We start from the raw sequence: 25,475 nt of genomic DNA, 5'->3' as shown, positions 1-25,475 counted from the left end.
CTAACAGGAGGAGTTGCCAATGCCGGTTCGCTATCTACACACCATGGTCCGCGTCAAAGATCTGGACGCCTCGATCAAATTTTATGAACTGCTGGGCCTGCGCGAAACCCGCCGGATCGACAACGAAGGTGGCCGCTTTACCCTGCTGTTCATGGCCCCCGAAGGCCAAGAGGATTGCCCGGTTGAACTGACCTACAATTGGGACGGCGATGACGGCCTGCCGTCGGACAGCCGCCACTTTGGCCATTTGGCCTATTCGGTGCCGAATATTTACGAAACCTGCCAATTCCTGATGGACAACGGCGTGACCATCAACCGCCCACCGCGCGATGGGCGCATGGCTTTTGTCCGGTCGCCTGACAATGTGTCGATCGAACTGTTGCAGCAAGGCGATGCACTGGAGCCCGCGGAACCTTGGACCAGCATGGAAAACATCGGTCATTGGTAAGGGCTTTTGCCCTTGCCTTACCGCTTGGCCTAGTGGCCACATGGGCCGAGTCGGCCTGCCGTCTGGCGCTGTTATTGGCGCTGGACGTGTCGTCATCGGTCGATGCTGCGGAGCATCGGTTGCAGCGGGACGGGATCGCCGCCGCGCTGGCCACCCCCGAGGTGATCGCCGCCCTGCTGGACACAGGCCCGCCCGTCGCCATCGCCGCATATGAGTGGAGCGGGCGATACAAAGACAATGTCATTGTCGATTGGACCATGGTGCGCGGGCCCGATGACATCGCGGGAATTCAGCGCAGATTGGCCACCGCGCCCCGATCCTATGACGATTTCCCGACCGCAATGGGATACACCCTTGGCTTTGGCGCGACCTATTTGCGGGACGGCCCCCGCTGTGATCGGGCGGTGATTGATCTGTCCGGCGACGGTGTGACCAATGATGGTTTCGGCCCGACCGAAGCCTATCGCCATTACCCCTTTGCCGAGGTGACGGTAAACGGGCTGGCCGTGCTTGGCACCGACCCGCAGGTTCAGCGGTACTATCAACGCCAAGTCCTGCACGGCCCCGGTGCATTTCTGGAAACCGCGCAAGGCTATGCCGGGTATCGCGCGGCAATGACCCGCAAGCTGATCCGCGAAATCCGCCCGATGGTGCTGGGTGCCACAGGCCAGACGGAGTATCCGGGATGATCCTGCGCTTCGCCCAGACCGCCGCCCTTTGCGCCCTTGCCCTGCCCGCCCATGCAGCCTGCCGGCAGGCGCTGGCCATTGGGATGGATGTGTCGGGATCGGTGGACAGCACCGAATACCAGTTGCAACTGAACGGTATGGCCAATGCCTTGCAGCACCCAGATGTCGTTGCGGCGCTGCTGGCGGGGCCGGATGCCCCTGTGCGCCTGTCCCTGTTCGAATGGAGCGGCCCCGGCCTGCAACGGGTGATCGCCCCGTGGGCTGAGATTGCCACATTTGAGGATCTGGCCGCCCTGACCCAGATCATCCGCCAAACCCCGCGCCTGATTGGTGATCCGTCCACCGCCATAGGGGCCGCCATGACCTATGGCGTGGCACTGTTGGCATTGCAGCCCGATTGCCCCAAGCGCACGCTGGATCTGTCTGGCGACGGGCCTTCGAACACCGGGCCGCGCCCGCAAGATACACGCGGCCAAGCCGATGCCAATGGCATTACCATCAATGGCCTTGTCATTGGCGCCCCCGCGCGCCGCCGCAATGGGCCGGTGCAAGCCGGGTCCGAAGACCTTTGGTCCTATTACACCGCCTATGTCATCACCGGGCCCGAGGCCTTTGTCGAAGCGGCAAAGGGCTTTGACGATTTTGAGGCCGCGATGGTCCGCAAACTGCTGCGTGAATTGCAAGGCCCGCTGTTTTCGGCGCTGGATCAATAGATATAACGGATTTGATCCGTCCAATACCGTTCGACCCGGCGCAAAGACGCGGTAATATGATCCAGCCCGTCCAAATCCAGCACCGCCCGGCTTTCCAACCCGTCGGCGTGACGCGCGAACAGTTGTTCGACGATCTTGTGAATTTCCCGCCCCTTCGGCGTCAGACGCACCCGGACGGACCGGCGGTCAATTTCGCAGCGCTGGTGGTGCATATAGCCCATATCCACCAGCTTTTTCAGATTATAGCTGACGTTGCTGCCCTGATAGTAACCACGGGTCTTCAGTTCGCCCGCCGTCACTTCGTTGTCGCCGATATTGAACAACAACAGGGCCTGAACCGCGTTGATTTCAATAATTCCCAGTCGCTCAAACTCATCCTTGATGACGTCAAGCAACAGTCGATGCAACCGCTCTACCAAGGCAAGCGCCTCTAGGTAAGTGGTCATGTAGCCCTGTTCCGGGCTCCGCCCCATTGCGGAATGGATGCTCATGTCGATCTCCGCTGTTCCGATCACAGGCGACAGTCGGAGAAAACACAAAACAATCAGTTAAATACGAAGCAGCTAGATAAAATCCGCTCTATTTCGGGGAACAGGCCACCGCTTTGATGTCGTCAATCAAGGGCTTGTGCTGGGCGTCCGGTTCGATCTGGCCCGAAACCCATTGGTACAAATCCTGATCGTTTTCAGACAACAACGCCTCATAGCGGTCCATCTCTGCCTCGGACATTTCCGCCAGCTTCTGGTCGGCATAGCGCGATAGGATAATGTCCATTTCCTTGATCCCACGGCGCATGGACCGCATGGCAAGGCGTTTGATACGGATCTCTTTGGTCTCGGTCATTCTACCTGATCTTTCAATTTCATGCGCAGCGCCTTTTCCAAGCGGCCCAGCTTTTCCGCCGAGGCCCGGAACTGCGCGCGCAGATCGCGAATTTCTGAGAGGATTTCCAAAACGTCAGGCGTCAGTGCCCCCGCATCGTCCGGGGCATCAAGGCCCTCACCCTCGCCGTTTATCAACCACATGATCGAGACATTGAGAAGGCCCGCAATCGTCGAAAGGTGGTTGGCGCGGGGTTCGGACAGGTCGTTTTCCCAGCTGCGAATGGTCGCGGCCTTCACGCCCAGCCGCTTGGCCAGTTGCGCCTGCGTCATTGACGCCGCATCTCGGGCCGCCGCCAGTCGATCGCCGAAAGTGGCTGCCTCAGGGCTGAACCAGTCGCTGCCATCGCTATTCATATCAGGGTCCTTCCGCGTCATATCGCTTGATCCGATGTCGGGCGCACCCTAAGACATGCGGCGTTATACTTCAAACCGGTGACCCCATGGCCTTTCTGTCAGACACAATTGCGCGCATCAAACCCTCGCCCACGGTCGCAGTGACCACCTTGGCGCAGGAACTCAAGGCCGCCGGGCATGACGTGATCGGGCTTGGGGCCGGTGAGCCTGACTTTGACACGCCGGACCACATCAAGGCCGCTGCGATTGCGGCAATCAATGCGGGGAAAACGAAATACACCGCCCCCGATGGTATGCCGGAACTCAAGCGGGCCATCTGTGACAAGTTCCTGCGCGAAAATGGCCTGACCTACACGCCCAAGCAAGTCACGATCTCGGGCGGGGGCAAGCAGGTGCTGTTCAACGCGCTGATCGCCACGCTGAACGTCGGCGATGAGGTGATTATCCCCGCCCCTTATTGGGTCAGCTATCCCGATATGGTGCTGATGGCGGGCGGCACGCCTGTGCCGGTTCTGACCTCGGTCGCATCGCGGTTCAAGATGACCGCCGATCAGCTAGAGGCGGCGATCACCCCGAAAACCAAGTGGTTGATCTTCAACTCGCCCTCCAACCCAACAGGCGCGGGCTATACCCGAGACGAGCTGAAGGCCCTGACCGATGTTCTGATGCGTCACCCGCATGTCTGGGTGATGACGGATGATATGTACGAACATCTGGCCTATGACGGGTTCGAATTCTGCACGCCTGCGCAGATCGAACCGGGGTTGTATGACCGCACCCTGACCGTCAATGGCGTGTCCAAGGCCTATGCCATGACCGGCTGGCGCATCGGCTATGCGGGCGGGCCAGAACATCTGATCACCGGCATGCGCAAGGTTCAGTCGCAATCCACATCCAACCCCTGCACCATCAGCCAATGGGCCGCAGTTGAGGCGCTGAACGGCCCGCAAGGGTTCCTGAAAGACAACGTTACGCTGTTCCGCCGCCGCCGCGATCTGGTGGTTGAGCAGTTGAACGCCATCGAAGGTGTCACCTGCCCGGTGCCCGAAGGCGCGTTCTATGTGTACCCCGACATCTCGGGCCTGATTGGTAAAACCAGCCCCGGCGGCACGCTGATCGACACCGATGAAACCTTCGCCAAGGCCCTGCTGGAAGAAACCGGCGCGGCTGTCGTCTTTGGCGCGGCCTTCGGCCTTAGCCCGAACTTCCGCATCAGCTATGCCACCTCTGATGACCTTCTGGCCGAAGCCTGCCAGCGCATCCGCAAATTCTGCGCGGCGCTGACCTGAACTGCCGCGCCTGCCCCAAGGGGCGGGCCAGAAAGGATCAAAATGTCGAACGAATTGCCGGACTATTACTTCCGCATCCGCGAAAACGGCGCTGCTGTCTTCCGTGTCGGAACGGAAAACCGCCAACGCCGGATCGATTTGGATCAGATCGCCGTGGTCAATGTACGCAGCGGCGATATCAAACCGCATGGCAATACCGAACTGACCGATGACGACACCCGCGCCATCCGCAAGTGGATGCGCGACCGGCAAGACACCCTCGCCCAGCGGGAAGTGGACGACATTCTGCGCGCCGTCGATCACATGAACCTGACCGCCCAATGGGTGCAATCACGCGCCACCGAAGAACAGCTGGATGCGGTGACCGATCAGCTTTTGCTGGCCATGCACGACCTGCGCACGATTCTGGTGCGTAAAAAGGCAGACCGCCTGATCCAGAAGTAACGCGCCAGCCCCGGCAACACAGATTTCGGTTTGACGATTGGCCGTTCTGCCGCAAGCATGGCCCTGCGCCGGGGCCGATTACACAATTCCGTCACGACCCTGTCGCAAAATCTACCCGGACAACCGCTAAGGTTGCGCCAAGAATGTAAAACGGGGCCAATGTCGCCCCCAAGCGTTTGAATATTCCAACAAGGCAAGGGCGACAACGCCCGCCGCAAGACAGGAGCAGTCATGACCGTCACCACCGTTCAGACCCAGCCGATTGAAGGCCAAAAACCCGGCACCTCGGGCCTGCGCAAGAAAACCCCGGTGTTCATGCAGCCCCACTATCTGGAAAACTTCATCGAAGCGATTTGGATCGGCATTGGCGGCGTGGCTGGCAAAACGCTGGTTCTTGGGGGCGATGGCCGCTACTTCAACGACCGCGCAGCGCAGGTGATCCTACGCATGGCGGCGGCCTCGGGCGCGGCCAAGGTGATCGTCGGGCAGAACGCGCTGCTATCGACGCCTGCGGCCTCCAACGTGATCCGCAAGTACAAAACCGATGGCGGCATCATCATGTCGGCCAGCCACAACCCCGGCGGCCCCAAGGAAGATTTCGGCGTCAAGTTCAATATGGGCAACGGCGGCCCCGCCCCAGAAGGCGTGACCGACAAGATCTTTGCCGCCACCAAAACCCTGACCGAATACAAGATCCTTGAGGCGCAGGACGTGGATCTGTCGACCCTCGGCACAACCTTGCTTGGCGCGATGGAAATCGAAGTGATCGACCCCGTCGCCGACTACGCCGATCTGATGGCCGAAATCTTTGACTTCGACAAAATCCGTGCCTTGATCGCAGGCGGCTTTACCCTGCGCTTTGACGCCATGCATGCCGTCACGGGCCCCTATGCCAAAGCGATCCTCGAAGGCACTCTGGGCGCGCCCGAAGGGTCGGTCGTCAATGCTGTTCCGTCCCCTGACTTTGGCGGCGGCCACCCGGACCCGAACCCGATCTGGGCCAAGGATCTGATGGATGTGATGTTCGGCGCAAATGCACCCGATTTCGGCGCGGCATCCGATGGCGATGGCGACCGGAATATGATCGTCGGCAAAGGGGCCTATGTCACCCCCTCCGACAGCCTTGCCGTACTGGCCGCCAATGCGACGCTTGTGCCTGCCTATGCCAAAGGCCTCGCAGGCGTTGCCCGCTCCATGCCCACCAGCCAAGCGGTCGACCGCGTGGCCGCGAAACTGGGCATCGACGCATTCGAAACCCCAACGGGCTGGAAGTTCTTCGGCAACCTGCTGGACGCAGGCCGCTGCACCCTTTGCGGCGAAGAAAGCGCCGGCACTGGTTCGGACCATGTGCGCGAAAAGGATGGGCTCTGGGCGGTGCTGTTCTGGCTGAACGTTCTGGCCGAGCGTAAACAGTCTGTGGCCGAGATCTTGGCCGACCACTGGGCCGAATTTGGCCGCAACTACTATTCCCGCCACGACTATGAAGCCGTGGACAGCGCCGCCGCCAATGCCTTGGTCGCCGAATTGCGCGGCAAGCTCGCCAACTTGCCCGGCACCGAAACCAACGGGTTGACCGTCACGGCCGCGGATGAGTTCGCCTATGACGATCCCATCGACGGCTCGCGCAGTGAAGGTCAGGGCTTGCGGATCAGCACCTCGGGCGGGGGTCGCATCGTCATGCGCCTGTCCGGCACCGGCACCGAAGGCGCGACATTGCGCGTGTACCTGGAACGGGTCGAGGAAGACCCCGCCAAGATGCAGGACGACCCGCAAGAGGCGCTGGCCGATATCATCGCCGCCGCCGATGCGCTGGCCGGGATCGCCCGCCACACCGGCCGGTCTGACCCTGACGTGCGCACCTAAAGTCGGTCGCCGCTTTGGCGTCCAACGCTGGGGCCTCAGGGCGCTGGTCCCCTGCTTCTTCTCTTTCTTAAATACGCAAACGCGGCGTTTGCCCTAAGCGCCGCGTTTATTTTTTGAGTATTTATGGGAAAGATGAAGGGGACAGGAGGCGCTAGGTGCTGCGTGCCAGTGCCTTATTCCACGCAGTAGAAGGCGATGTGCACCGCGCCAGCAAGGCGGGCGCCAGTTGCGACAAAGACGCGTTTGTTGACCCAAGAATAATCCGGGTGGCTGGTCTCTAGCCGGGCAATGGTTCGCATGTAGTAGTCGGCGGGGTCCACATCCTCGCCTTTGGCGACGCGGGCCAGTACCTCGGCGGGGCCATTGCGGAAGCCACGATTGTCGATCTCAATCACTGCGCCGTCATCGGTTTCGACGGCATAGCGGGCGACCAGTTCGGCATTGCCATCGGCAAAGATTGTTTGCCAATCCGCGCCGACGTTCAGGATTTTACCTTTGATCTTTGGCCCCTTGGCGATGCCGCCGATTATGGGGATGATCCGGCGCAGGCCGGCGCGGCCTGGTCCCATCTCGATGATGGGATCCAGACACACTTCCAGCTCCATGATCAGCTCTAGCTTTGGTTCAGGCAGCATCGGCGACCTCAGTCACAAAGAGCGCTGCGGTTTTGGCGCGAATTGCGCCGCGTTTCAGGGCCATGGTGCCGACGCGGCGGATACGCTCGGGGTCGGGGTGGTTCTCGGCTTGCGCCACGATGCGGGTCCAAAGCGCCAGCAGCAGGCATTCAATCGTCAGCTGCATAAAGTCATGGGCCAGCGGCGTTGCGTCGGATTGGACCAGCACGGACTTACGGGTGTCATCCCAGAGGGTTGCGATGCCTTCGGGCGCTTCGGCGGCAAGGAAGGCGGCAAAGGCCTCAGCCTCGGGCCCCGGCAGTAGGCGCGTGACCAGCATACGGGCGTGGATGCCGTTTGCGCCTTCATAGATCGCGGTGATACGCACATCGCGGTAGGTTTGCTCCAGCCGGTATTCCTGCAAGAACCCGTAGCCGCCCAGCACCTGCACGCCCAGTTCGGCGGCTGTCATCCCGCCATCGGTGCAATAGACCTTGGCCACCGGCGTCAGAAATTCCAGCAGCGCCGGGTTGCTTTCGCCTTCCATCGTCACGAAGGACAAATGCGCCATGGCGCGACCACCAAGGGCAATCGCGTCGATCTCGTCGAGCATCCGGCGCACATCGGCGTGGTCGGTCAGCTTGGCGGGCGAGCCGTCATCCTTGCGGCCTTGCACACGGTCTTTGGCGTAGTTTGAGGCCACGTCATAAGCGCGCGAGGCATGGGCCACGCCTTGCAGTGCCACATCGGCGCGGGCGTGGTTCATCAGGGTGAACATCGCCATCAGGCCTTTGCCCTCTTGGCCGATCAGCTCGGCCTCGGCCCCGTCAAACGCCAATTGGCAGGTGGGCGAGGCGTGCAGGCCCATCTTTTCCTCGATCCGGGTGACGGTGACCGCGTTGCGCGTGCCATCGGCCTTTTCCGACCGGCACAGGAACAGGGACAAGCCCTTGATGCCGTTGTCTGATGTGCGGGCCAGAACCAAGTGCAGCACCTTGTCGCTCAGATCCTGATCGCCGCCCGAGATAAAGATTTTTTCGCCGGTGATGGCATAGCCGGTATCGGTGGGCACGGCGCGGCAGCGCACGCGGGCCAGATCAGACCCTGCGCCCGGCTCAGTCAAACACATGGTCGCCAGCGTGGAGCCATCGGTCAGCGGCGGTATATACGCGGCCTTTTGCGCCTCGGTTCCGAAGTTGAGGATGGTGCGGATTGCCCCCGGCACCAAGCCAACGACCATCTGAAAGCTGTGGTTCGCGCCCGACAGGATTTCCGAGGTCACGGCCATATTCAGCGCACCAAGCCCCTGCCCGCCGAAATCCTCGGGCGCGGTCAGACCTTGCCAGCCTTGTTCGACATAGGCGTCATAGGCGGCTTTGAACCCTTCGGGCATCACCACGCGGCCGTTCTGAAGCTGCGCACCGATGCGGTCGCCCGCCTCGTCCAGCGGAGCAATCTCACCTTCAGCGAAGGCCGCGAAGTGACCGGCGATTTCTTGCGTCAGTTCGGCGTCATATTCCCCGAGTGAGGGGGCGCCTGCCACATGGTTCAGAATGAAGAAAATATCGTCAAGCGGGGCGGCATACGGCTTCATAGCACTGGCTCCTGAAATGGGGAAACCGGCCCGGCGCGGTCGCCGGGCCAAGCGGCATCAATCCATCATGCCCAGCAAGCGGGCAGCGTTGTTCTTGATGATATCGGGGCGGATTTCGTCCTTGATGTTGATCTTTTCAAAATCCGACAGCCAACGTTCGGGCGTGATCATCGGCCAGTCCGACCCGAACAGAACCTTCTTCTTCAGGATCGAGTTGCAGTATTTCACTAGGATTTCCGGGAAATACTTCGGGCTCCAGCCGCTGAGGTCGATATAGACATTGGGCTTGTGCTGGGCCACGGCCAGCGCCTCTTCCTGCCATGGGAAGGACGGATGCGCGAGGATGATCGGCATGTCGGGGAAATCGACGGCCACATCGTCCATATACATCGGGTTGGAATACTTCAGGCGCATGCCGTTGCCGCCCTTCATGCCGCTGCCGACGCCGGTTTGGCCGGTGTGGAACAGGGCAATCGCGCCTTCTTCGGCGATGGCTTCATAAAGCGTATAGGCCATGCGGTCATTGGGATAGAACCCCTGCATGGTCGGATGGAACTTGAAGCCCTTTACGCCGAATTCGCGGACAAGGCGGCGGGCCTCACGTGCGCCCATCTTGCCCTTATGCGGGTCGATGCTGGCGAAGGGGATCAGAACGTCATCGTTTTCGGCGGCCAGTTCGGCCACTTCTTCGTTCTTGTAGCGGCGATAGCCGGTTTCGCGTTCCGCATCGACGGGGAAGATCACCGCCGCGATGTTTTGTTCGCGGTAATGCGCCGCCGTCTGCGGGACGGTGGGCGGGTGGCTCCATGGGGCGCCGAAATAGCTGGCCATCGTGGCTTGCAGATCGTCATAGCCGTCATCGGCATGGCAGCCGCAGGGTTCTTCGGCGTGGGTGTGAATGTCGATCGCGCGGATCTTGGTAAGGTCGACCATCGGGGCCTCCTGTTATGTTCGGATGGGGCCCCCGGCGCACCGGGGGCTTGGTCAATCAAAGGCGGGCAACGCCTGCGTCGTCGCTGTAAAGGCGCTCTAGCAAGTCGGCGCGGCGGGTTTGAACCTTGCGGTAGTTCAGGTTGCCTTTCGCCGTCATCTCGCCATCGGCAAGGCTGGGCGGTTCGGCCAAAACCAACGCACGGCTGACGCGGGTGGACGAGCCTGACACACGCCCTGCCCGTTCGTTCAGACGGTGGTGGATTTCGGCCAGCAATTGCTTGCACACCAGCGCGCCGTTGTCCTCTTCGTCTGAATAGCCTTCTGCGGCCAGCGCATCGCGGCTTGGGAAGATGAAGCAGCCTATTTCGTTCTTGTCCTGACCGGTGATGACAATCTCAGCCGCCAAGGGCGCCATGAGCGACAGGATCTCAACCCGCAGGGCTGCGGCGCGCACCCAAGTGCCGGTCAGCAGTTTGAAATCTTCCGAGATGCGACCATCAAAGCGCATGCCTTTGTTCGGCGCGTCGAAATCATTGAAGGCCATCGCATCGCCCGTGATGAAGAAGCCTTCATCGTCAAAGGCTTCGGCGGTCTTCTCGGGGTTTTCGTAATACCCCGGCATGATGTTCGGCCCCTTGGCACGCACTTCGCAGCGGTTTTCACTGTCGGGGATCAGCTTGAGCGTTACACCCGCCAGCGGCACGCCAATCACGCCCGACCGTTCCGTCGGCTCCTGCTGGATCATCGTGGCGGGTGCGGTTTCCGTCAGCCCCCAGGACGAGGTCATCAGCGGGATCTCGCCCTTGATCTCCATCGCCATCTGCTCAAAGCCCGACCAGACTTCCTGCGGTAGCGACGCGCCTGCGTAGAAGATCATGTCGAGGTCTTGGAAATAGCGGCGGCGCAGGGTTTCGTCCTTTTGCAGGGCACCAAGCAACATGCCAAAACCGACCGGCACATTGAACGACAGCGTCCCCGTCACCATCGACAGGTTTTCCAGCGTCCGGTCGAACAGGCCTTTCACCGGCTTGCCATCATCCACATAGAAGCTGCCGCCATTGGCCAGCATCATGTTGAAGTTATGCGAACCGCCAAAGACGTGGTTCCACGGCAGCCAATCAACCACACGCGGCGGGGTTTCACGCAGGAAGGGCAGCGAATCCGCAAATTGGGTCTGGTTGGTGCACATCATCTTATGCGTCGTCAGCACGCCCTTCGGGGCCGAGGTGCTGCCCGAGGTCATCAGGATCTTGACCACCGAGTCCGGCGTGACCTTGGCGTAGGCCGCGTCGATATCTATGCCTGCATCGCCCTTCATCAGATCGGCGAAGGGCGTTACGGCGTGACCATGCGGGCGGGTGGCGACGATCTCGATCCCGTCGAAACAATCCAGCGCCAGCGCCTCGGCGTATTGGTCGGCGTCGATGACATAGGCCATCTTGGGGCGCACCAGTTCGACCGCGTGGCGCAACCGGCCATGGGCACCGTGGATCAGCGAATACTGCTCGGCCACGGGCACAAGCGGCACGCCGACATATTGCGAGGCGAGCGCCAGAAGGCCGTGATCCACGCCGTTGCCCGACATCACCAGAATGGGCGTATCGGGGCCAAGGCCGCGCGCCAAAAGCGCTTGACCAATCGCACGCACCTGCTGCAAGGCGGCGGCGTAGGTTTCTTCGCGCCAGCCCGCGCCGCTGCGTTCGGCGATGAACACTCGGTCAGGGGCTTCATCCGCCCACTGGTGCAACCAATCGCCGGTTTTCTCGACCACCGGGCCAAGCGGGATGTTCGAGGTCAGAAGAAATGTGCCGTCTTCCCGCTGGGTGCGCGTGACGTCATGCGGCTGAAACCGCGAGGTCCGTTTCATGACGATGCCTCTGTTTTCATGTTCCAAATGGAATTCATCGCGTCCAACACTGTGGCGCGCTGTTCGGGGCTCATCCCCGCACAGAATTTGTCTTCGTGGTCTTGGACGGCCTTGGTTGCAGCATCATAAAGCGCCGCCCCCGCCTTGGTCACCCGCAGCGCATAGGCCCGGCGATCCACGGCGGACCGGTCCCGCACGATCAGATCGCGCTGCTCCAGCTCATCCACGATGACCACCAGATTGGGGCGCTCAATCGCCAACACATCGGCCAGCTGCGATTGCCGCAGGCCGGGGTTGTCGTGAATGATGACCAGTGCCGAATAGGTGACCAGCCGCAGCTCATAGGGTTTGAGCGCATTGACCAGATCCGACTGGATCACGTTATAGGCGCGTTTCATGTAGTACCCGATGAACTGGCGCAGCGTTTCATCACTGATCCGCCCCGGAGGCGTTCCGGGCAATTTGGCGATTTTGTCAGATCCGGCCATAGCGTTACCCGAAGCTGGGGGCGCGCTTTTCAAGGAAGGCAGCAAGCCCCTCGACCGCGTCCGGGCTGGTTTGCGTCAGGGCTGCGCACAGGCTTTCGGTGAACAGCCCATCCTTTTGGGACATGTCGCCAATGCGGCTGATCGCATGGATCATCACATAGTTCGACAGCGGCGCATTCTTGGCGATCTTGCGTGCCAGATCCTGCGCCAAGGCCAATGCCTCGCCCGCGCCCACGGAATAATGCGTCAGACCAAGGGCCAGCCCTTCGTCCGCGCCATACTTGCGGCCCGTCAGCATCATTTCAACCATCCGGTCCGGGCCAAGGATGCGGCCCACACGCACGGTTGCCCCGCCACCGACAAAGATACCACGACGGCCTTCGGGCAGTTGGAAAATGGTCGACGGTTCAGCAATCCGCACATGGGTCGAGGTGGCCAGTTCAAGCCCCCCGCCAATGACCGCGCCGAACATGGCCGACACGACAACCAGCCCGCCGAACTGGATCTTCTCCATCACGGCATGCCAGCCGCGCGAATGACGCATGGTGCCTTCTGCATCGCGCTGTTTGTGCTCGGACAGATCAAGGCCCGAACAGAAATGCCCTTCGACCCCGGTCAGAACCACCACTTTCACGCCCTCGGGCGGGTTCGAAAAGAACCCGTCGATAGCGTGCAGCAGCTCATCGCACATGGCGTTGCGCTTGCCGGGGCGGTTCATGGTCAGCGTGGCGATGGGGCCGTCAATTTCAATCTTAAGAATGTCGTCAGACATGGGTCGTCCTTAACGCGGAGGAAGGCGCACAGCGCCGTCCAGACGGATGGTGCCGCCGTTCAGGTAGGGGTTTTCGATGATTTGCTTGGCCAGCAGGCCGTATTCAGCCGCCTCACCCAGACGCGACGGGAACGGGATGTTGGCGGTGATCTTGGCGGTCACCTCGTCGGGCAGGCCCTTCATCATCGGGGTCATGAACAGACCCGGTGCAATCGCCATAACGCGGATACCATGCTGGGCGAATTCACGCGCGGCGGGCAAGCACATTGAGGCCACGCCGCCCTTCGACGCCGAATAGGCCGCTTGGCCCAACTGGCCGTCTTCATAGGCGACGGATGCTGTGTTGATGATCACGCCGCGCTCTGCGGTGTCTGTCGGGTCCAGTTCCACCATGCGCTTGGCCGCGTGGGTCATGACGTAATAGGTGCCGAACAGGTTGACCTTCAGCGTGCGTTCAAACACGTCAATCGAGTCCTTGCCTTCACGGCCAACGATCCGGCCCGCAAGGCCGATCCCGGCGCAAGACACGGCAATGCGCGGCACTTGGCCCATGGCCTCGGCGGCTTGGCCAATGACGGCATCCACCTGCGCGGCATCGGACACATCGACCTTGAAGGCATGGCCGCCGATTTCTTCGGCAACGGCTTCGGCCCCTTCGAGGTTGAAATCCAGAACAGTGACCTTGGCCCCTTCGGCGGCCAAACGGCGCGCGGTCGCGGCACCAAGGCCACTGCCCCCGCCGGTCACGATGGCTGCATTTCCTGCAATCTGCATAGTTTCCCTCCGGTTAACTGAGCGACGTAACTGTTATACGTCATATCTATACGCGTAAAAAAACGCGCGGTTTTTTGGGTCGGTGGCCCGGACGTACCGGGCCACCTAAGTGCCGTCAGTAGGACAGCAAGAACAAGGTAATCGACGGGAACAGCACCAAGATCACCACGCGGATCAGGTCGGATGTGACAAACCACATCACTGCTTTGTAGGTTTCCGTCATAGGTGTTGAGCGATCCATCGCGTTGATGATGAACAGGTTCATCCCAACCGGCGGCGTGATCAGGCCCACTTCGACCACGATCAGCACCAGAATGCCGAACCAGATGGCGATCTGTTCTGCTTCGATCCGGTTGGCCATGCCTTGGTTCATGCGGATGCCAAGCGCTTTCATCTGATCGCGCGTCAGTTCCGCACCGCTGGCAATGGCCGACTTGATCGAGGCAAGCATATCCGCCCCCATGCCATCTGGCACACCCAGCTTGAGCACCTCCATCGCCGCGTCGGCCTGCAATTGCGCAAGTTCGACAAAGCCAAAGTCCATGGAGGAAATCACCGGGAAGAAGATCGGGATCGTCAGCAGGATCATCGAAAGTGAATCCATCAGGCAGCCGAAGATCAGGTAGAAGATCAGGATCATCGCCAGAACGGTCCAGGCGCTAAAGCCTTGGCCCACAACCCAGTTCGACAGCTCCTGCGGAACTTGGCTCAGCGCCAGGAACGAGTTGTAGAAGCCCGCGCCCAAAACGATAAAGAAGATCATCGCGGTCGAGGTCGCGGTTGCGATGATCGACTCTTTGAACACCTGCCACGTCAGGTTGCCCGAGATCAGCGCCACAAGGCCCGTACCGGCCGCGCCAACGGCTGCGCCTTCGGTCGGGGTGAACCAACCAAGGTAGATGCCGCCAACAACCAGACCAAAGACCAAAATCACCGGCCACACGTCGAACAGCGCGCGGAACCGCTGCGCCATCGGCACCGCTTCGCGAACGCCAGCCGATTCCGGGTACATGCGCACATAGAGCGAAATGGTGATGATATAGCCAATGGCCGCCAAGATCCCCGGCAGGAAGGCCGCAAGGAACAGCTTGGCAATGTTCTGTTCGGTCAAAATGGCATAGATCACCAGAATGACCGACGGCGGGATCAGAATGCCCAGCGTGCCGCCAGCGGCCAGCGTCGCGGTCGAAAACCCGCCCGCATAGCCATAGCGGCGCAGTTCCGGCAGGGCCACGCGGCTCATGGTGGCGGCGGTGGCCAGCGACGATCCGCAGATCGACCCAAAGCCCGCGCAGGCGCCAACGGCGGCCATGGCAACACCGCCCTTGCGGTGACCCAGCCAGCTTTCGGCCGCTTTGAACAGCGCCGACGACATGCCCGACAGGGTCGCGAATTGGCCCATCAGCAGGAACATCGGAATGATCGAAAGCGAATAGCTGGAAAAGGTCGAGTAGGTTTCGGACTTCAGCTTGGCCATGAACATGGTGCTGTCACCCATCGCCACATAAAGACCGCCGAGCCCGCAAATCAACATGGCAAGCCCGATCGGGGCCCGCAGGAAGATCATCACCAACAGGACAGGGAAGGAGTAATACCCCAGTTCAAGCATGCTCAATGGGATGCTCCTTCGGAATAAGGCATGAGGGCACGGCCCGTCAGGAATTCGATGGTGCGGGCCGATGCGCAGTAGACTGCAACGATTGAGGCCACGACCGATGCCCCAAAGCTGAGCGCATAGGCCCACCAGATCGGGAATTGCAGCAAGAACGTCGTCTCGCCGTAGCGCAGTTTGTCTTCGAGACCGGCAAACAGGCGGACGGTGATCAGGATGATCGTCACTGACAGCAGGATTTCCCAGAACGCCATCAGGCCGCGGTTGATCCGGGGCGGCAAGGTCGAGGTGAACACGTCAACGGTGGCATGCGCCCCGTAAAGCTGTGCCAAAGGCAGGAAGGAAAACACGGTAAAGGCAACACCGGCCTCAACCAGTTCAAAGTCACCATTGACCGGCCCAACACCCGAGGCGACCAGACCATCGGCCAGCGACTTCGACAAACCAATCAGAAAATCAGAATGACCAAAGGTGTTCATCCCCCGGCCCAACACGCTGACACAAGTCAGCACGACCAGCGCCATCAGCACCAGCCCCCCTAAAATGGCCACGGTCCGGGCCATTTTGTCCATAAATTTCAAGATCACGCGGGTGTCTCCATAGGCATGCCCCTGCCCCGTCGCATTGGACGGGGCAAAGGCGGTTTCCTTGCCAGGTGTTTACTTCGGAGTCAGTTCGCTTGCACGTGCAATCAGAGCCGCGCCGTCGATGCCTTTTTCAGACATTTCGGCGATCCACTGATCCACGGTCGGGGCTGCGGCAGCTTCCCACTCGGCGGCCTGTTCGGGCGTCAGAGTGATGATGTTGTTGCCACGTTCGTCTGCGAAGGCACGCGGACCGGCATCGTCTGCCTGCATCTGGGTGCCTGCGAAGATCGAGAAGTTCAGGCCCGAGTTGTCGTCCAGAACCTTTTTCAGATCGTCCGGCAGCGCGTTGTACTTGTCCTTGTTCATCGCGAAGATGAAGGTGGTGGTGTACAGGGCGTTGCCCGGAAATTCGGTGTGGTTTTCAACCAGTTCGGCCACTTTCAGCGCGCCAACCACTTCCCATGGAATGATGGTCGCATCTACAACGCCCTTCGACAGCGCCTCGGGGATGGCCGGAACCGGCATGCCCACCGGGGTTGCGCCCAGGTTTTCGAACAGTTTGTTGGTCACGCGGGTCGGGGCGCGCAGCTTGACGCCGTTCAGATCGCCAACCGATTCAATCGGATCGGCCGAGTGGATAACGCCGGGGCCATGAACCCACAGACCCAGAACTTTGAAGTCCTTGAAGTCGTCGTCCATCATGGTTTCTTCGGCCAGTTTCCAATAGGCCTCGGACATTTTGCCAGCGTCGGTCATGGTGAAGGGCAGTTCGAACACTTCGGCGCGCGGGAAGCGGCCAGGAGTGTAGCCCGACACGGTCCAGACGATGTCGGCCACGCCGTCGATCACTTGGTCGATCAGCTGCGGCGGGGTGCCGCCCAGCTGCATTGCCGGGAAGTGCTGGATCTCAATCCGGCCACCGGATTCGGCCATGATCTTGTCAGCCCAAGGCTGCAGGATGTTTTTCGGAACGTTCGCGCCTGCCGGCAGGAACTGGTGCATCCGCAGCGTGACGTCAGCCGCCAACGCGCCGGTTGCCAGAATGCTTGCCAGCGCGGTTGCACCGGCAGCTTTCAGAAAAGTACGTTTTTTCATGTGGTAGTCTCCCCTTAGAATGGCCGGGGGTGCCACATGGCCCCCCGGTCCAAGCATTACTTGCCGTATTCGGCCATCAGCGCGCGGGCCTCATCGATCAGCGCTTGGCCGTCGATGCCGCGCGACTGCATATCCGCGATCCATGTGTCGTAGATCGGCTGAACCAGTTCGTGCCATTCACCGGTTTCCGATTCCGGAATGGTGATGATATTATTGCCACGATCCACAGCGATCTGACGCGCCGGACCATCGGCATCCGACTGCGTGCCGCCCGCAAAGACCGAGAACTCCAGCCCCGAGTTCGCATCCACAATGGCCTTCAGGTCATCGGGCAGCGAGTCGTACTTGGCCTTGTTCATCGCCAGAACGAAGGTCAGGTTGTACAGCGCCGGGCCTTCGAATTCGGTATGATTTTCAACCAGTTCCGGCACTTTCAGCGCGGTGGTCACTTCCCACGGAATGGTGGTGCCGTCGATCACGCCCTTGGACAGGCCTTCGGAGACTGCGGGAACAGGCATGCCAACCGGGGTTGCGCCCACCAGTTCCAGAAGCTGGTTCACCAAACGCGAGCCGCCACGAATCTTCATGCCATCCAGATCAGCCGGAGTTTCCACCGGGTCTTTGGTGTGGAACATGCCGGGTCCGTGCACCCAGGTGCCCAGAATGTGGACGTCCTTGAATTCGGTGTCCTTCATATGCGCTTCGAACATCTTCCAATAGGCGTAGGACGCGGCGCGCGCATCTTCAACCATGAAGGGCAGTTCGAACACTTCGGTCGACGGGAAACGGCCCGGTGTGTAGCCGACCACGGTCCAGACAATATCGGCCACGCCATCAATGGCTTGGTCCATCAGCTGCGGCGGGGTGCCGCCCAGTTGCATCGACGGAAATCGCTGGATTTCGATGCGGTCGTTCGAAGCCGCCTCGATCTTGTCGGCCCAGACGTCCAGAACCTGAACCGGCACGTTTGCCTGCGGCGGCAGGAATTGGTGCAGGCGCAGCGTGACATCGGCGGCCATGGCGCCAGTTGCCATTACGGTCGCCAGTGCGGTTCCACCAACGAATTTCATCAGAGTGCGTTTGTTAATCATTAAGTCCTCCCGTGGATTTTATGGGCCGGGGCGCTCCTCTCGCCCCGGCCCGCTTTGTTATTTGGCGGCGTCGTATTCCGCCATCAGCGCACGCGCTTCGTCGATCAAGGCCTGACCGTCGATCCCTTTGGTGGCGACATCGGCGATCCAGGCGTCATAAACGGGCTGGGCCAAGGTGCGCCATTCTTCGGTTTCCGCTTCGCTGACCGTGTAGATCTCGTTGCCGCGATCCACTGCGATCTGACGGGCGGGGCCATCTGCGGCCTCTTGCGTCTGTCCCGCGAAGATCGAGAATTCGAGGCCCGAGTTGTCTTCGACGATCTGCTTCAGATCATCGGGCAGCGCGTCGAACTTGGCTTTGTTCATCGCCAGAACGAAGGTGATGTTGTAGATCGAGTCGCCTTCGAATTCGGTGTGATAATCCACCAGTTCAGCCACTTTCAGGGCGGTGGTCACCTCCCACGGAATGGCCGCGCCGTCGATCACACCTTTGCTGAGCGCTTCGGGGATCTGGGTGACCGGCATACCGACCGAGGTCGCGCCGACGTGGTCCAGCATCTGGGTGACCATGCGCGATGCGCCGCGGATCTTCAGACCGTTCAGGTCAGCCGGGCTTTGGACCGGTTCCGAGGTGTGCAGCATGCCGGGGCCGTGAACCCAAGTACCAAGGATCTTCACGTCTTTGAAGTCGGTGTCTTCCATATGCTCTTTGAACATCTTCCAATAAGCATAGGAGGCCGCGCCAGCATCGTTGGTCATGAACGGCAGTTCAAACACCTCGGTGCGGGGGAAGCGGCCCGGCGTAAAGCCGTTCACGCCCCAGACGATATCGGCCACGCCATCAATGGCCTGATCAATCAGCTGCGGCGGGGTGCCGCCAAGCTGCATCGACGGGAAACGCTGGATTTCGATTCGGCCATCCGAGGCCGCTTCGATCTTGTCGGCCCAGACGTCCAGTACCAGCTTTGGCACGTTGGCCTGCGCCGGCAGGAATTGGTGCAAACGCAACGTTACGTCGGCAGCAAAGGCAGTTGTGCCCGACAGGGCAATTGCCGCAGCAGCGATCGCGCTGCCACAACGAAGAATAGTTCTGCGAGTAATGGTCATAGTCTCTCCTCCCAAATTGACCGACCGGACGGACGTTTAACATATCCTTAGGATTCTCGCTAGCCATTTAGCTAGCCATGTTAATAGTTATTGTCCATACCTAATTGTGCTGAAGATCGGACAACAAGCCATGTCTCAGGCCGTTCCCTCCAAACCGGTGTTGCCTTTCGGCGGTTCACCCGTGTCATACCAATCCCCTGCCGACTTGGCGCTTCATGTTCATTGGCGCAGTCAGCAAATTCGCCGTCCGCAACACCGATGTGAGAGCCAAAAGCCCGCAATTGCAACTGAATTCTTGGGTTTGCGCCAAAGGATCACAATTGCGAGAAATCGGGCTGAAACAATTCCTTGCCTGCCGGAAGGATCGTTGTCGGTCGGGGCGGACCTGTGGTGGCACGGGAACCACCACAAGCCCGCGAATGCTGAGGCCGGACAGGCCGGTCACAGCATCATTCCTCAGCGTCCGGCTGTTTGCCGGGGGCTGCATTTGCAAAGGCGGACAAGGCCTGGCAGGCCTCATACACCGCTGTCACGCGGGGCATAGCGGCCAGATCCACGCCAAACCGGCCTGCCGAAAACACCTGCGGCACCAGGCAGATATCCGCCAAACCGGGCGTTTCGCCAAAACAGAACGCACTGCCGTGGCTTTGCTTGGCCAACAGATCTTCGCAGGCCATTAGCCCATCAGTGATCCAGCGCTGGCACCACGCATCTTTGGCCGCCTGATCGGCCCCAAACTCATCGCCCAGATATTGCAAGACGCGCAGGTTTTGCAGCGGATGCACATCGCAGGCGATGATATTGGCAAAGGCCCGCACTTGCGCTCGCTTGTCTTTGTCGGCGGGCAGAATGGCGGGCTCTGGATAGGTGTCTTCCAGCCATTCCAAAATCGCCATCGACTGGATCAGCGTCAGATCCCCGTTCACCAGCGTCGGCACCAGCGCCTGCGGGTTCATCGCGCGGTATTCGGGTGTCTTCTGCTGCCCCCCACCCCGGCGCAGATGCACCGAGGTAAAGTCATACTCCAGCCCCTTCAGGTTAAACGCAATCCGGCAGCGATAGGCCGACGAGCTGCGGAAATACCCGTAGAACTGCATTATTCCGCCGCGCCGATGGTCAGGGCGATGCCATCAAGGCCATCAATCCCGCCTTCGATCACGTCGCCCGCCACAACCGGGCCAACGCCAGCGGGCGTGCCGGTCATGATGACGTCGCCGGGGGCGAGGTGATAATACTTGGACAGATCGGCCACAATCTCGGCGACGTTGTGGATCAGGTCCGACAAATGCGCGTCTTGCTTGGTTTCGCCGTTTACCGTCAGCCAAATGCGCTGCGGGCCAACCTCGCCAACTTCGGCGGCCTTGGTCAGCGGTGAGAACACGGCCGAGCCTTCAACGTCTTTACCCAGATCCCACGGGCGCTGTTTCGACCGGGCCACAAGTTGCAAATCGCGGCGCGTCATATCGAGAGAGCAGCCATAGGCATAGATCGCGTCCTTGGCCTCAGAAACCGAGGCACGGAACACCGGTTTGCCGATCACCAGCGTCAATTCCATCTCATAATGGAAATTTTCGGTTCCCGGCGGATAAGACAGCGTCGCGCCGGTCGCCAGATAGGTTTGCGGATTCTTGGTGAAATAGAACGGCGCTTCGCGGTCCACCTCGACGCCCATTTCGGCGGCATGGGCGGCATAGTTGCGACCCACACAGAAAATCCGGGTGATCGGATATTCCGCCGCCTCTCCCTTTACCGGAATCGACTGGGTCTTTGGTTCATCAAACAGGTAGGTGGTCATTTCGCGCGTTCCTCATAGTACCCTAGTTTTTCCTGCAACGGGCGGTCATGAACCCGCACAAGGAAGGCATCCTCGGACGCCTCGTGCCGAATGTCGGCAAAGACCAGGGCCGAGAACGTATCCTTCGGACCCCATTCAATTTGCTGACCGTTGATCGTGGTCACGCCGCGCCCTTTGACCACATGGAAGGCCGATGAGGCCGACCGCAGCGGCGGGCTCTCGACCTTGCCGCCCGGCACATACATGGCGGTAAAGCCCAAGGTCGGCAAAACATCGGTGCCGGTTTCGGGGTTCACGAAATCCAGCTCTCCGATCCCGTCATCGGCATAGGTCGCCAATTCGCGCAGCGCCGCTTCGGTCCGGGTCCAAGGATAGCGCACCATCGGATAGCGGCGGGCGGCATCGCCGCGCGTGCGGCTGGGCACCAGACCCGAGGACAGGTATTCCACTTGACCGGCATCCGGGCGGTTGCGTTGCGCCTGAAGCGGGCCTTCAACCGCGTAAGATCCCTCAAGATAATAGAAAACCGGCAGATCCAGCGCATCGAGCCAGACCACCGGGCCATCGCCTTCGTGGCCATGATCGTGCCAGTCGCCGCCGGGGGTCAGGACCAGATCGCCCTCCTCCATCGGCAGTTTCTCACCGTCAACCACGGTGAAGCCGCCCTTGCCTTCGACGATGATCCGCACAGCCGAGGGCGTGTGTACATGCGCAGGCGCAGTTTCGCCCGGTAGCAACAATTGCATCCCCAGATAGATCGATGCGGTGGCCTGCATGGCCCCTACCCCGCGACCGGGATCTGACAGCACCAGCACGCGGCGTTCGGCCTTCTCGACCGGGGTCAACTCACCCGCCCGCAGCAGCAAGGGCCGGATCGCGTCATAGGCCCAATGGCCGGACTTTGTGACCGGCGTTGGCGCGCCGTGCGGCAGCACATTGCGCATCATCGGCCACAGCGGCGCAACACCGGCGGCGGTCATGTCATCGCGGTAATCCTGCGGCAGCTCTTCCAGCGTTCCCAGCGTTTCGCCCATGGTCTCCTCCTAAAGTCCATCCGTTTCGCATTAGTATGCTTATCATAAGTATACTGTCAATTTTGATTTTGTAACTTTCGGCAGGCTGTTCTACACCCTTCCCGGACGAGGATGGGCAAAGACCATGGAAATCTACAACATGGCCGGGCATCTGGTGCGCCGGCTTCATCAGATCTCGGTTGCGGTGTTTGCTGACCGGATGACGGCGCTCGGGATTGACCTGACGCCGGTGCAATTTGCGGTTCTGCACGCCGTTCTTAGCAATCCGGGCATTGATCAGGCGTCGGTTGCGGGGTTGGTGGCCTATGACAAAGCCACGCTGGGCGGTGTGGTCGACCGGCTGGAAAACAAAGGCCTGCTGCGCCGCGAGGTCAGCCCGAAAGACCGCCGCGCCCGCTGCTTGTTCCTGACGGACACAGGCCGCGCCCTGTTTGAAAACGTGGTCCCAGAAGTCAAAGCCCTGCAATCAGACATCCTGTCCGGGCTTGATGCGGCGGAAACCAAGCAATTGCTGGCTCTGCTGCGCAAAACGACGGACGCCGGAAACCACCAAAGCCGCGCGCCGCTTAAACCGCTCCCGGAACCGGATGCAGACTAGCCTTCGCCTGATAGCGTGATAGCCTCTGCCGCGACGGCAGGAGTGGAGGACGGCGTGTCAGATCAGGAACAGGTGACAGCAGGCGGGGCGATTTTCCCGCGCCTGAAGGCGTTGGGCATCGATTATGTCTTTGCCAATTCCGGCACAGATTTCCCGCCCGTGATCGAAGGGCTGGCCGAAGCCGCCGCCAAGGGCATGGACCTGCCCAAAGCGCTGGTGATGCCGCATGAACATGCCGCGATGGGCATGGCGCATGGGTACTACCTGATGACTGGCAAGGCGCAGGCGGTGATGCTGCACACCAATGTCGGGCTGGCCAATGGGTCAATCGGGGCGATCAATGCGGCCTGCGAACATATCCCGATGATCCTGATGTCGGGCAAAACGCCAGTGACGGAATCCGATGTGTTCGGTACGCGCACGGTGCCCATCGCTTGGGGGCAGGAAATGCGCGATCAGGCGGCCTTGGTGCGCGAATCCTGCAAATGGGAAAACGAACTTCGCACGCCGGACCAGATCGGCCCGATGCTGGACCGCGCCCATGCGATTGCCACCTCAACACCCAAAGGCCCGGTCTATCTGTCCTTGCCCCGAGAGGTGCTGTGCGGATCGGTTGAGACCGCCGCCCTATCCGCCCCCGCCACCCAAATGTCCAGCGCCGCGCATCCAGACCCGGCAGCGATTGCGCAGGCGGCGCAGATGCTGGCCTCGGCCAAAGCGCCGCTGGTCATCGCGCAGCGCGGCGCGGGGGATGCCGCCAGCTTTGCCGCCTTCAGCGACTGGCTGGCCGATTGGGGCATTGCCGCTTGTTCGTGGTGGGCGACGCATCTGGCCGTTGCCACCGACCACCCTTGCCACATCGGCCCGAACCCGTCGCCCTATCTGGCGCAGGCGGATGTGGTCGTTGTGCTGGATTGCCTTGCGCCATGGTGGCCCGACAAACACAGCCAGAACCCCGATGCCAAGGTCATCCACATCGGCCCGGACCCGCTGTTCCACCGCTTCCCGACCCGCAGTTTCCCGTCGCATCTGACGATCACCGGCGAAACACGCGACGCCCTGCCCGCCCTGATCGCCGCAATGGAGGGGTTGCCCCGCGATGGCGTAGGCATTGCCGTGCGCCGGTCGAAACTGGCCGCAGCCTCCGCCACGGAACGCCAGACGAAACACGCCGCCGCCGAGGCGACCACCGCCCGCGGCATCACCAAGGCTTGGGTCAGCCGCTGCCTGTCGGACGCGCTGGAAGACGCGACCTCTTCGGTCTTTTCAGAACTGGGCTGTATTCTTGGCCAGTTGGAGCGGCGCGAGCCGAAAAGCTGGTTCCAAGAGCCGCATTCCGGCGGGCTTGGCTGGTCGTTCCCGGCAGCCTTGGGCGCAAAACTGGCCGAGCCTGACCGCGACTGCATCGCCACGCTGGGCGACGGCAGCTATATGTTCGCCAATCCAACCGCCTGCCACCAGATCGCCGAAGCCCTGAACCTGCCGGTTCTGGTGATCGTTCTGAACAACGGCGAATGGGGCGCGGTGCGCCAATCGGTCGGCGGGCTTTACCCCGATGGCGATGCGGCAAAGGCCAACACCATGCCGCTGACCTCGCTGGAACCGGTGCCGGATTTCACCAAAACCGCCGAGGCCAGCCGCGCTTGGGCGCGCACCGTCACATCGCCGGGCGAGGTGCGCAGCGCGATTGATGAGGCGCTATCCGCAACACGCGGTGGGCGCATGGCACTTTTGGACATCAAGATCATCCCGGATTGATCGCACGCCTCTGGCCCTTCGCGGCCAAAGGCGGCACAACTGCCGCAACACATTCGCCGAATACAGGAGAGCACGCATGAAAATGACGAAGATGGGCAAGAACGGTCCCGAGGTATCGGTTCTGGGCATCGGCGCCATGAGCTTTGCCGGGTTTTACGGCCCGACCACCGAACCCGAAGTGCATGCCCTGCTGGATGCTTCGCTGGAAATGGGCGTGACGCATCTGGACACCTCCAACATCTACGGCATGGGCAAGTCTGAAACGCTGATCGGCAGCTACATCAAGAAGACCGGCAAGCCCGACGCCTTCTACATCGCGACCAAGGCCGGGATCACCAAGGATGCCGATGGAAATCGCTGCTACGACAATTCGCTTGAGCATATTGAGGCCGAACTCGACGCATCGTTGAAGCGACTGAACCGCGATTACGTCGATCTGTTCTACATCCACCGCCGCGAAGCCAACCGCCCGATCGAAGAGGTGACGGAATCGCTGGCAAAGCTGGTTCAGAAGGGCAAGATCAAGGCGTTCGGTTTCTCCGAGATCGCGCCTGCCTCGCTCCGCCGGGCGAATGCGGTGGCCCATGTGGCGGCGGTTCAGTCCGAATATTCGCTGTCGACACGCGCACCAGAACTGGGCCTTGTCCAAACCTGCGCCGAACTTGGCACCGCGCTGGTCGCCTTTTCGCCTGTGGGCCGCGGCTTGTTGTCGGACACGCCGCCCGATGCCGCCAAGGCGCAATCGGTGGCCTTCATGAGGACCAACCCGCGCTTTATGGGCGACAACCTGACCAGAAACCTGGAATACGTGGCCAAGCTTCAGGCCCTTGCCGCCGAGATGGGCACCTCAACCGCTGCGCTGGCGATGGCTTGGGTGATTGCCAAGGGCGACCATATCCTGCCGATCCCCGGCACCCGCAGCATTGCGCATCTGCAACAACTGGTCGATGGCTGTGCGCTGACCCTGAGCGAGGCTGATATCGCCCGGATCGAAACGGTTCTGCCGGTTGGCTGGGCCTATGGCGACCGCTATTCCGACGATCAGTGGTACGGGCCTGAGCGGTTCTCGTAA

At 60.9% G+C, this 25,475-nt stretch carries 27 protein-coding genes; 9 read left to right on the top strand and 18 right to left on the bottom strand.

All coding sequences use genetic code 11. From position 1 onward, the window contains the following. Nucleotides 1–19 precede the first annotated feature (19 nt). From PRI8871_RS03235 to PRI8871_RS03225, 3 genes are read left to right on the top strand one after another with little or no spacing between them, the layout of a single operon-like run. Nucleotides 20–448, top strand: a complete 429-nt coding sequence (locus PRI8871_RS03235; RefSeq protein WP_108884736.1) for a VOC family protein — start codon at nucleotides 20–22, stop codon at nucleotides 446–448. Continuing rightward, a complete protein-coding gene (locus PRI8871_RS03230; RefSeq protein WP_108884735.1) occupies nucleotides 442–1,137 on the top strand; it encodes a DUF1194 domain-containing protein in 696 nt (231 codons plus the stop codon). Before PRI8871_RS03235 ends, PRI8871_RS03230 begins: the two co-directional genes overlap by 7 nt. Then, nucleotides 1,134–1,850, top strand: coding sequence for a DUF1194 domain-containing protein (locus tag PRI8871_RS03225; protein ID WP_108884734.1), 717 nt, complete (start codon nucleotides 1,134–1,136; stop codon nucleotides 1,848–1,850). Before PRI8871_RS03230 ends, PRI8871_RS03225 begins: the two co-directional genes overlap by 4 nt. Here the strand turns inward: PRI8871_RS03225 and PRI8871_RS03220 are convergent. From PRI8871_RS03220 to PRI8871_RS03210, 3 genes are all read right to left on the bottom strand, one after another. Continuing rightward, nucleotides 1,844–2,341, bottom strand: coding sequence for a MarR family winged helix-turn-helix transcriptional regulator (locus tag PRI8871_RS03220; protein ID WP_108884733.1), 498 nt, complete (start codon nucleotides 2,339–2,341; stop codon nucleotides 1,844–1,846). The two genes, PRI8871_RS03225 and PRI8871_RS03220, sit on opposite strands and share 7 nt — an antisense overlap. 88 nt (nucleotides 2,342–2,429) lie before the next feature. After that, entirely contained in the window at nucleotides 2,430–2,693 is a 264-nt protein-coding gene (locus PRI8871_RS03215) for an FAD assembly factor SdhE (protein WP_108884732.1), read from the bottom strand. Next, nucleotides 2,690–3,109, bottom strand: coding sequence for a helix-turn-helix domain-containing protein (locus PRI8871_RS03210; protein ID WP_245897756.1), 420 nt, complete (start codon nucleotides 3,107–3,109; stop codon nucleotides 2,690–2,692). The genes PRI8871_RS03215 and PRI8871_RS03210 overlap by 4 nt, the downstream gene beginning before the upstream one ends. A 65-nt stretch (nucleotides 3,110–3,174) precedes the next feature. Between PRI8871_RS03210 and PRI8871_RS03205 the strand changes: the two genes are divergently transcribed. The 3 genes from PRI8871_RS03205 to PRI8871_RS03195 all read left to right on the top strand — a co-directional run bounded on the left by PRI8871_RS03205 (nucleotide 3,175) and on the right by PRI8871_RS03195 (nucleotide 6,684). Further along, on the top strand, nucleotides 3,175–4,377 hold the full coding sequence (locus PRI8871_RS03205; protein ID WP_108884730.1) for a pyridoxal phosphate-dependent aminotransferase: 1,203 nt from the start codon (nucleotides 3,175–3,177) through the stop codon (nucleotides 4,375–4,377). A 42-nt stretch (nucleotides 4,378–4,419) separates the two neighbouring features. Then, a complete protein-coding gene (locus PRI8871_RS03200) occupies nucleotides 4,420–4,821 on the top strand; it encodes a hypothetical protein (RefSeq protein WP_108884729.1) in 402 nt (133 codons plus the stop codon). A 231-nt stretch (nucleotides 4,822–5,052) separates the two neighbouring features. After that, nucleotides 5,053–6,684 (top strand): alpha-D-glucose phosphate-specific phosphoglucomutase, encoded by a 1,632-nt coding sequence (locus PRI8871_RS03195; protein ID WP_108884728.1) that lies wholly within the window; start codon nucleotides 5,053–5,055, stop codon nucleotides 6,682–6,684. A gap of 173 nt (nucleotides 6,685–6,857) precedes the next feature. Here PRI8871_RS03195 and PRI8871_RS03190 read toward each other — a convergent pair whose 3' ends face one another. From PRI8871_RS03190 to PRI8871_RS03120, 15 genes are all read right to left on the bottom strand, one after another. Continuing rightward, nucleotides 6,858–7,319, bottom strand: coding sequence for a DUF3237 domain-containing protein (locus PRI8871_RS03190; RefSeq protein WP_108884727.1), 462 nt, complete (start codon nucleotides 7,317–7,319; stop codon nucleotides 6,858–6,860). Next, nucleotides 7,309–8,892, bottom strand: coding sequence for an acyl-CoA dehydrogenase family protein (locus tag PRI8871_RS03185; protein ID WP_108884726.1), 1,584 nt, complete (start codon nucleotides 8,890–8,892; stop codon nucleotides 7,309–7,311). The genes PRI8871_RS03190 and PRI8871_RS03185 overlap by 11 nt, the downstream gene beginning before the upstream one ends. Before the next feature lie 57 nt (nucleotides 8,893–8,949). Then, nucleotides 8,950–9,825, bottom strand: coding sequence for an amidohydrolase family protein (locus tag PRI8871_RS03180; RefSeq protein WP_108884725.1), 876 nt, complete (start codon nucleotides 9,823–9,825; stop codon nucleotides 8,950–8,952). Between the two features lie 55 nt (nucleotides 9,826–9,880). Continuing rightward, a complete protein-coding gene (locus tag PRI8871_RS03175; protein WP_108884724.1) occupies nucleotides 9,881–11,692 on the bottom strand; it encodes a feruloyl-CoA synthase in 1,812 nt (603 codons plus the stop codon). Next, nucleotides 11,689–12,180, bottom strand: coding sequence for a MarR family winged helix-turn-helix transcriptional regulator (locus PRI8871_RS03170; protein WP_108884723.1), 492 nt, complete (start codon nucleotides 12,178–12,180; stop codon nucleotides 11,689–11,691). The genes PRI8871_RS03175 and PRI8871_RS03170 overlap by 4 nt, the downstream gene beginning before the upstream one ends. Nucleotides 12,181–12,184: 4 nt before the next feature. Beyond that, entirely contained in the window at nucleotides 12,185–12,952 is a 768-nt protein-coding gene (locus PRI8871_RS03165; RefSeq protein ID WP_108884722.1) for a crotonase/enoyl-CoA hydratase family protein, read from the bottom strand. 9 nt (nucleotides 12,953–12,961) lie between these two features. Next, nucleotides 12,962–13,726 (bottom strand): SDR family NAD(P)-dependent oxidoreductase, encoded by a 765-nt coding sequence (locus PRI8871_RS03160; RefSeq protein WP_108884721.1) that lies wholly within the window; start codon nucleotides 13,724–13,726, stop codon nucleotides 12,962–12,964. Nucleotides 13,727–13,841: 115 nt separating this feature from the next. Beyond that, nucleotides 13,842–15,341 (bottom strand): TRAP transporter large permease, encoded by a 1,500-nt coding sequence (locus tag PRI8871_RS03155; protein WP_108884720.1) that lies wholly within the window; start codon nucleotides 15,339–15,341, stop codon nucleotides 13,842–13,844. Next, nucleotides 15,338–15,925 carry a TRAP transporter small permease gene (locus PRI8871_RS03150; protein WP_245897755.1) on the bottom strand — a complete coding sequence of 196 codons (588 nt, stop codon included), beginning with the start codon at nucleotides 15,923–15,925 and terminating at the stop codon, nucleotides 15,338–15,340. Before PRI8871_RS03150 ends, PRI8871_RS03155 begins: the two co-directional genes overlap by 4 nt. Nucleotides 15,926–15,997: 72 nt before the next feature. After that, entirely contained in the window at nucleotides 15,998–17,020 is a 1,023-nt protein-coding gene (locus PRI8871_RS03145) for a TRAP transporter substrate-binding protein (RefSeq protein ID WP_108884719.1), read from the bottom strand. 56 nt (nucleotides 17,021–17,076) lie between these two features. Continuing rightward, a complete protein-coding gene (locus tag PRI8871_RS03140; protein WP_108884718.1) occupies nucleotides 17,077–18,111 on the bottom strand; it encodes a TRAP transporter substrate-binding protein in 1,035 nt (344 codons plus the stop codon). A 57-nt stretch (nucleotides 18,112–18,168) separates the two neighbouring features. Continuing rightward, entirely contained in the window at nucleotides 18,169–19,218 is a 1,050-nt protein-coding gene (locus PRI8871_RS03135) for a TRAP transporter substrate-binding protein (protein ID WP_108884717.1), read from the bottom strand. A gap of 449 nt (nucleotides 19,219–19,667) precedes the next feature. Continuing rightward, entirely contained in the window at nucleotides 19,668–20,315 is a 648-nt protein-coding gene (gene maiA / locus PRI8871_RS03130) for a maleylacetoacetate isomerase (protein ID WP_108884716.1), read from the bottom strand. After that, a complete protein-coding gene (locus PRI8871_RS03125; protein ID WP_108884715.1) occupies nucleotides 20,315–21,013 on the bottom strand; it encodes a fumarylacetoacetate hydrolase family protein in 699 nt (232 codons plus the stop codon). The genes maiA and PRI8871_RS03125 overlap by 1 nt, the downstream gene beginning before the upstream one ends. After that, on the bottom strand, nucleotides 21,010–22,047 hold the full coding sequence (locus PRI8871_RS03120) for a cupin domain-containing protein (protein WP_108884714.1): 1,038 nt from the start codon (nucleotides 22,045–22,047) through the stop codon (nucleotides 21,010–21,012). Before PRI8871_RS03120 ends, PRI8871_RS03125 begins: the two co-directional genes overlap by 4 nt. A 124-nt stretch (nucleotides 22,048–22,171) precedes the next feature. Between PRI8871_RS03120 and PRI8871_RS03115 the strand changes: the two genes are divergently transcribed. The 3 genes from PRI8871_RS03115 to PRI8871_RS03105 all read left to right on the top strand — a co-directional run bounded on the left by PRI8871_RS03115 (nucleotide 22,172) and on the right by PRI8871_RS03105 (nucleotide 25,475). Then, complete coding sequence (locus PRI8871_RS03115) at nucleotides 22,172–22,645, top strand: MarR family winged helix-turn-helix transcriptional regulator (protein ID WP_108884713.1); 474 nt, start codon at nucleotides 22,172–22,174, stop codon at nucleotides 22,643–22,645. 54 nt (nucleotides 22,646–22,699) lie between these two features. Further along, nucleotides 22,700–24,403 (top strand): thiamine pyrophosphate-requiring protein, encoded by a 1,704-nt coding sequence (locus PRI8871_RS03110; protein ID WP_108885186.1) that lies wholly within the window; start codon nucleotides 22,700–22,702, stop codon nucleotides 24,401–24,403. Between the two features lie 76 nt (nucleotides 24,404–24,479). Further along, complete coding sequence (locus PRI8871_RS03105) at nucleotides 24,480–25,475, top strand: aldo/keto reductase (protein WP_108884712.1); 996 nt, start codon at nucleotides 24,480–24,482, stop codon at nucleotides 25,473–25,475.

It is taken from the genome of Pseudoprimorskyibacter insulae (assembly GCF_900302505.1).
GTDB classification, from domain to species: Bacteria; Pseudomonadota; Alphaproteobacteria; order Rhodobacterales; family Rhodobacteraceae; genus Pseudoprimorskyibacter; species Pseudoprimorskyibacter insulae.
Note: the sequence above shows the minus strand (reverse complement) of the source record. Positions and strands in the feature narration are given on the sequence as shown.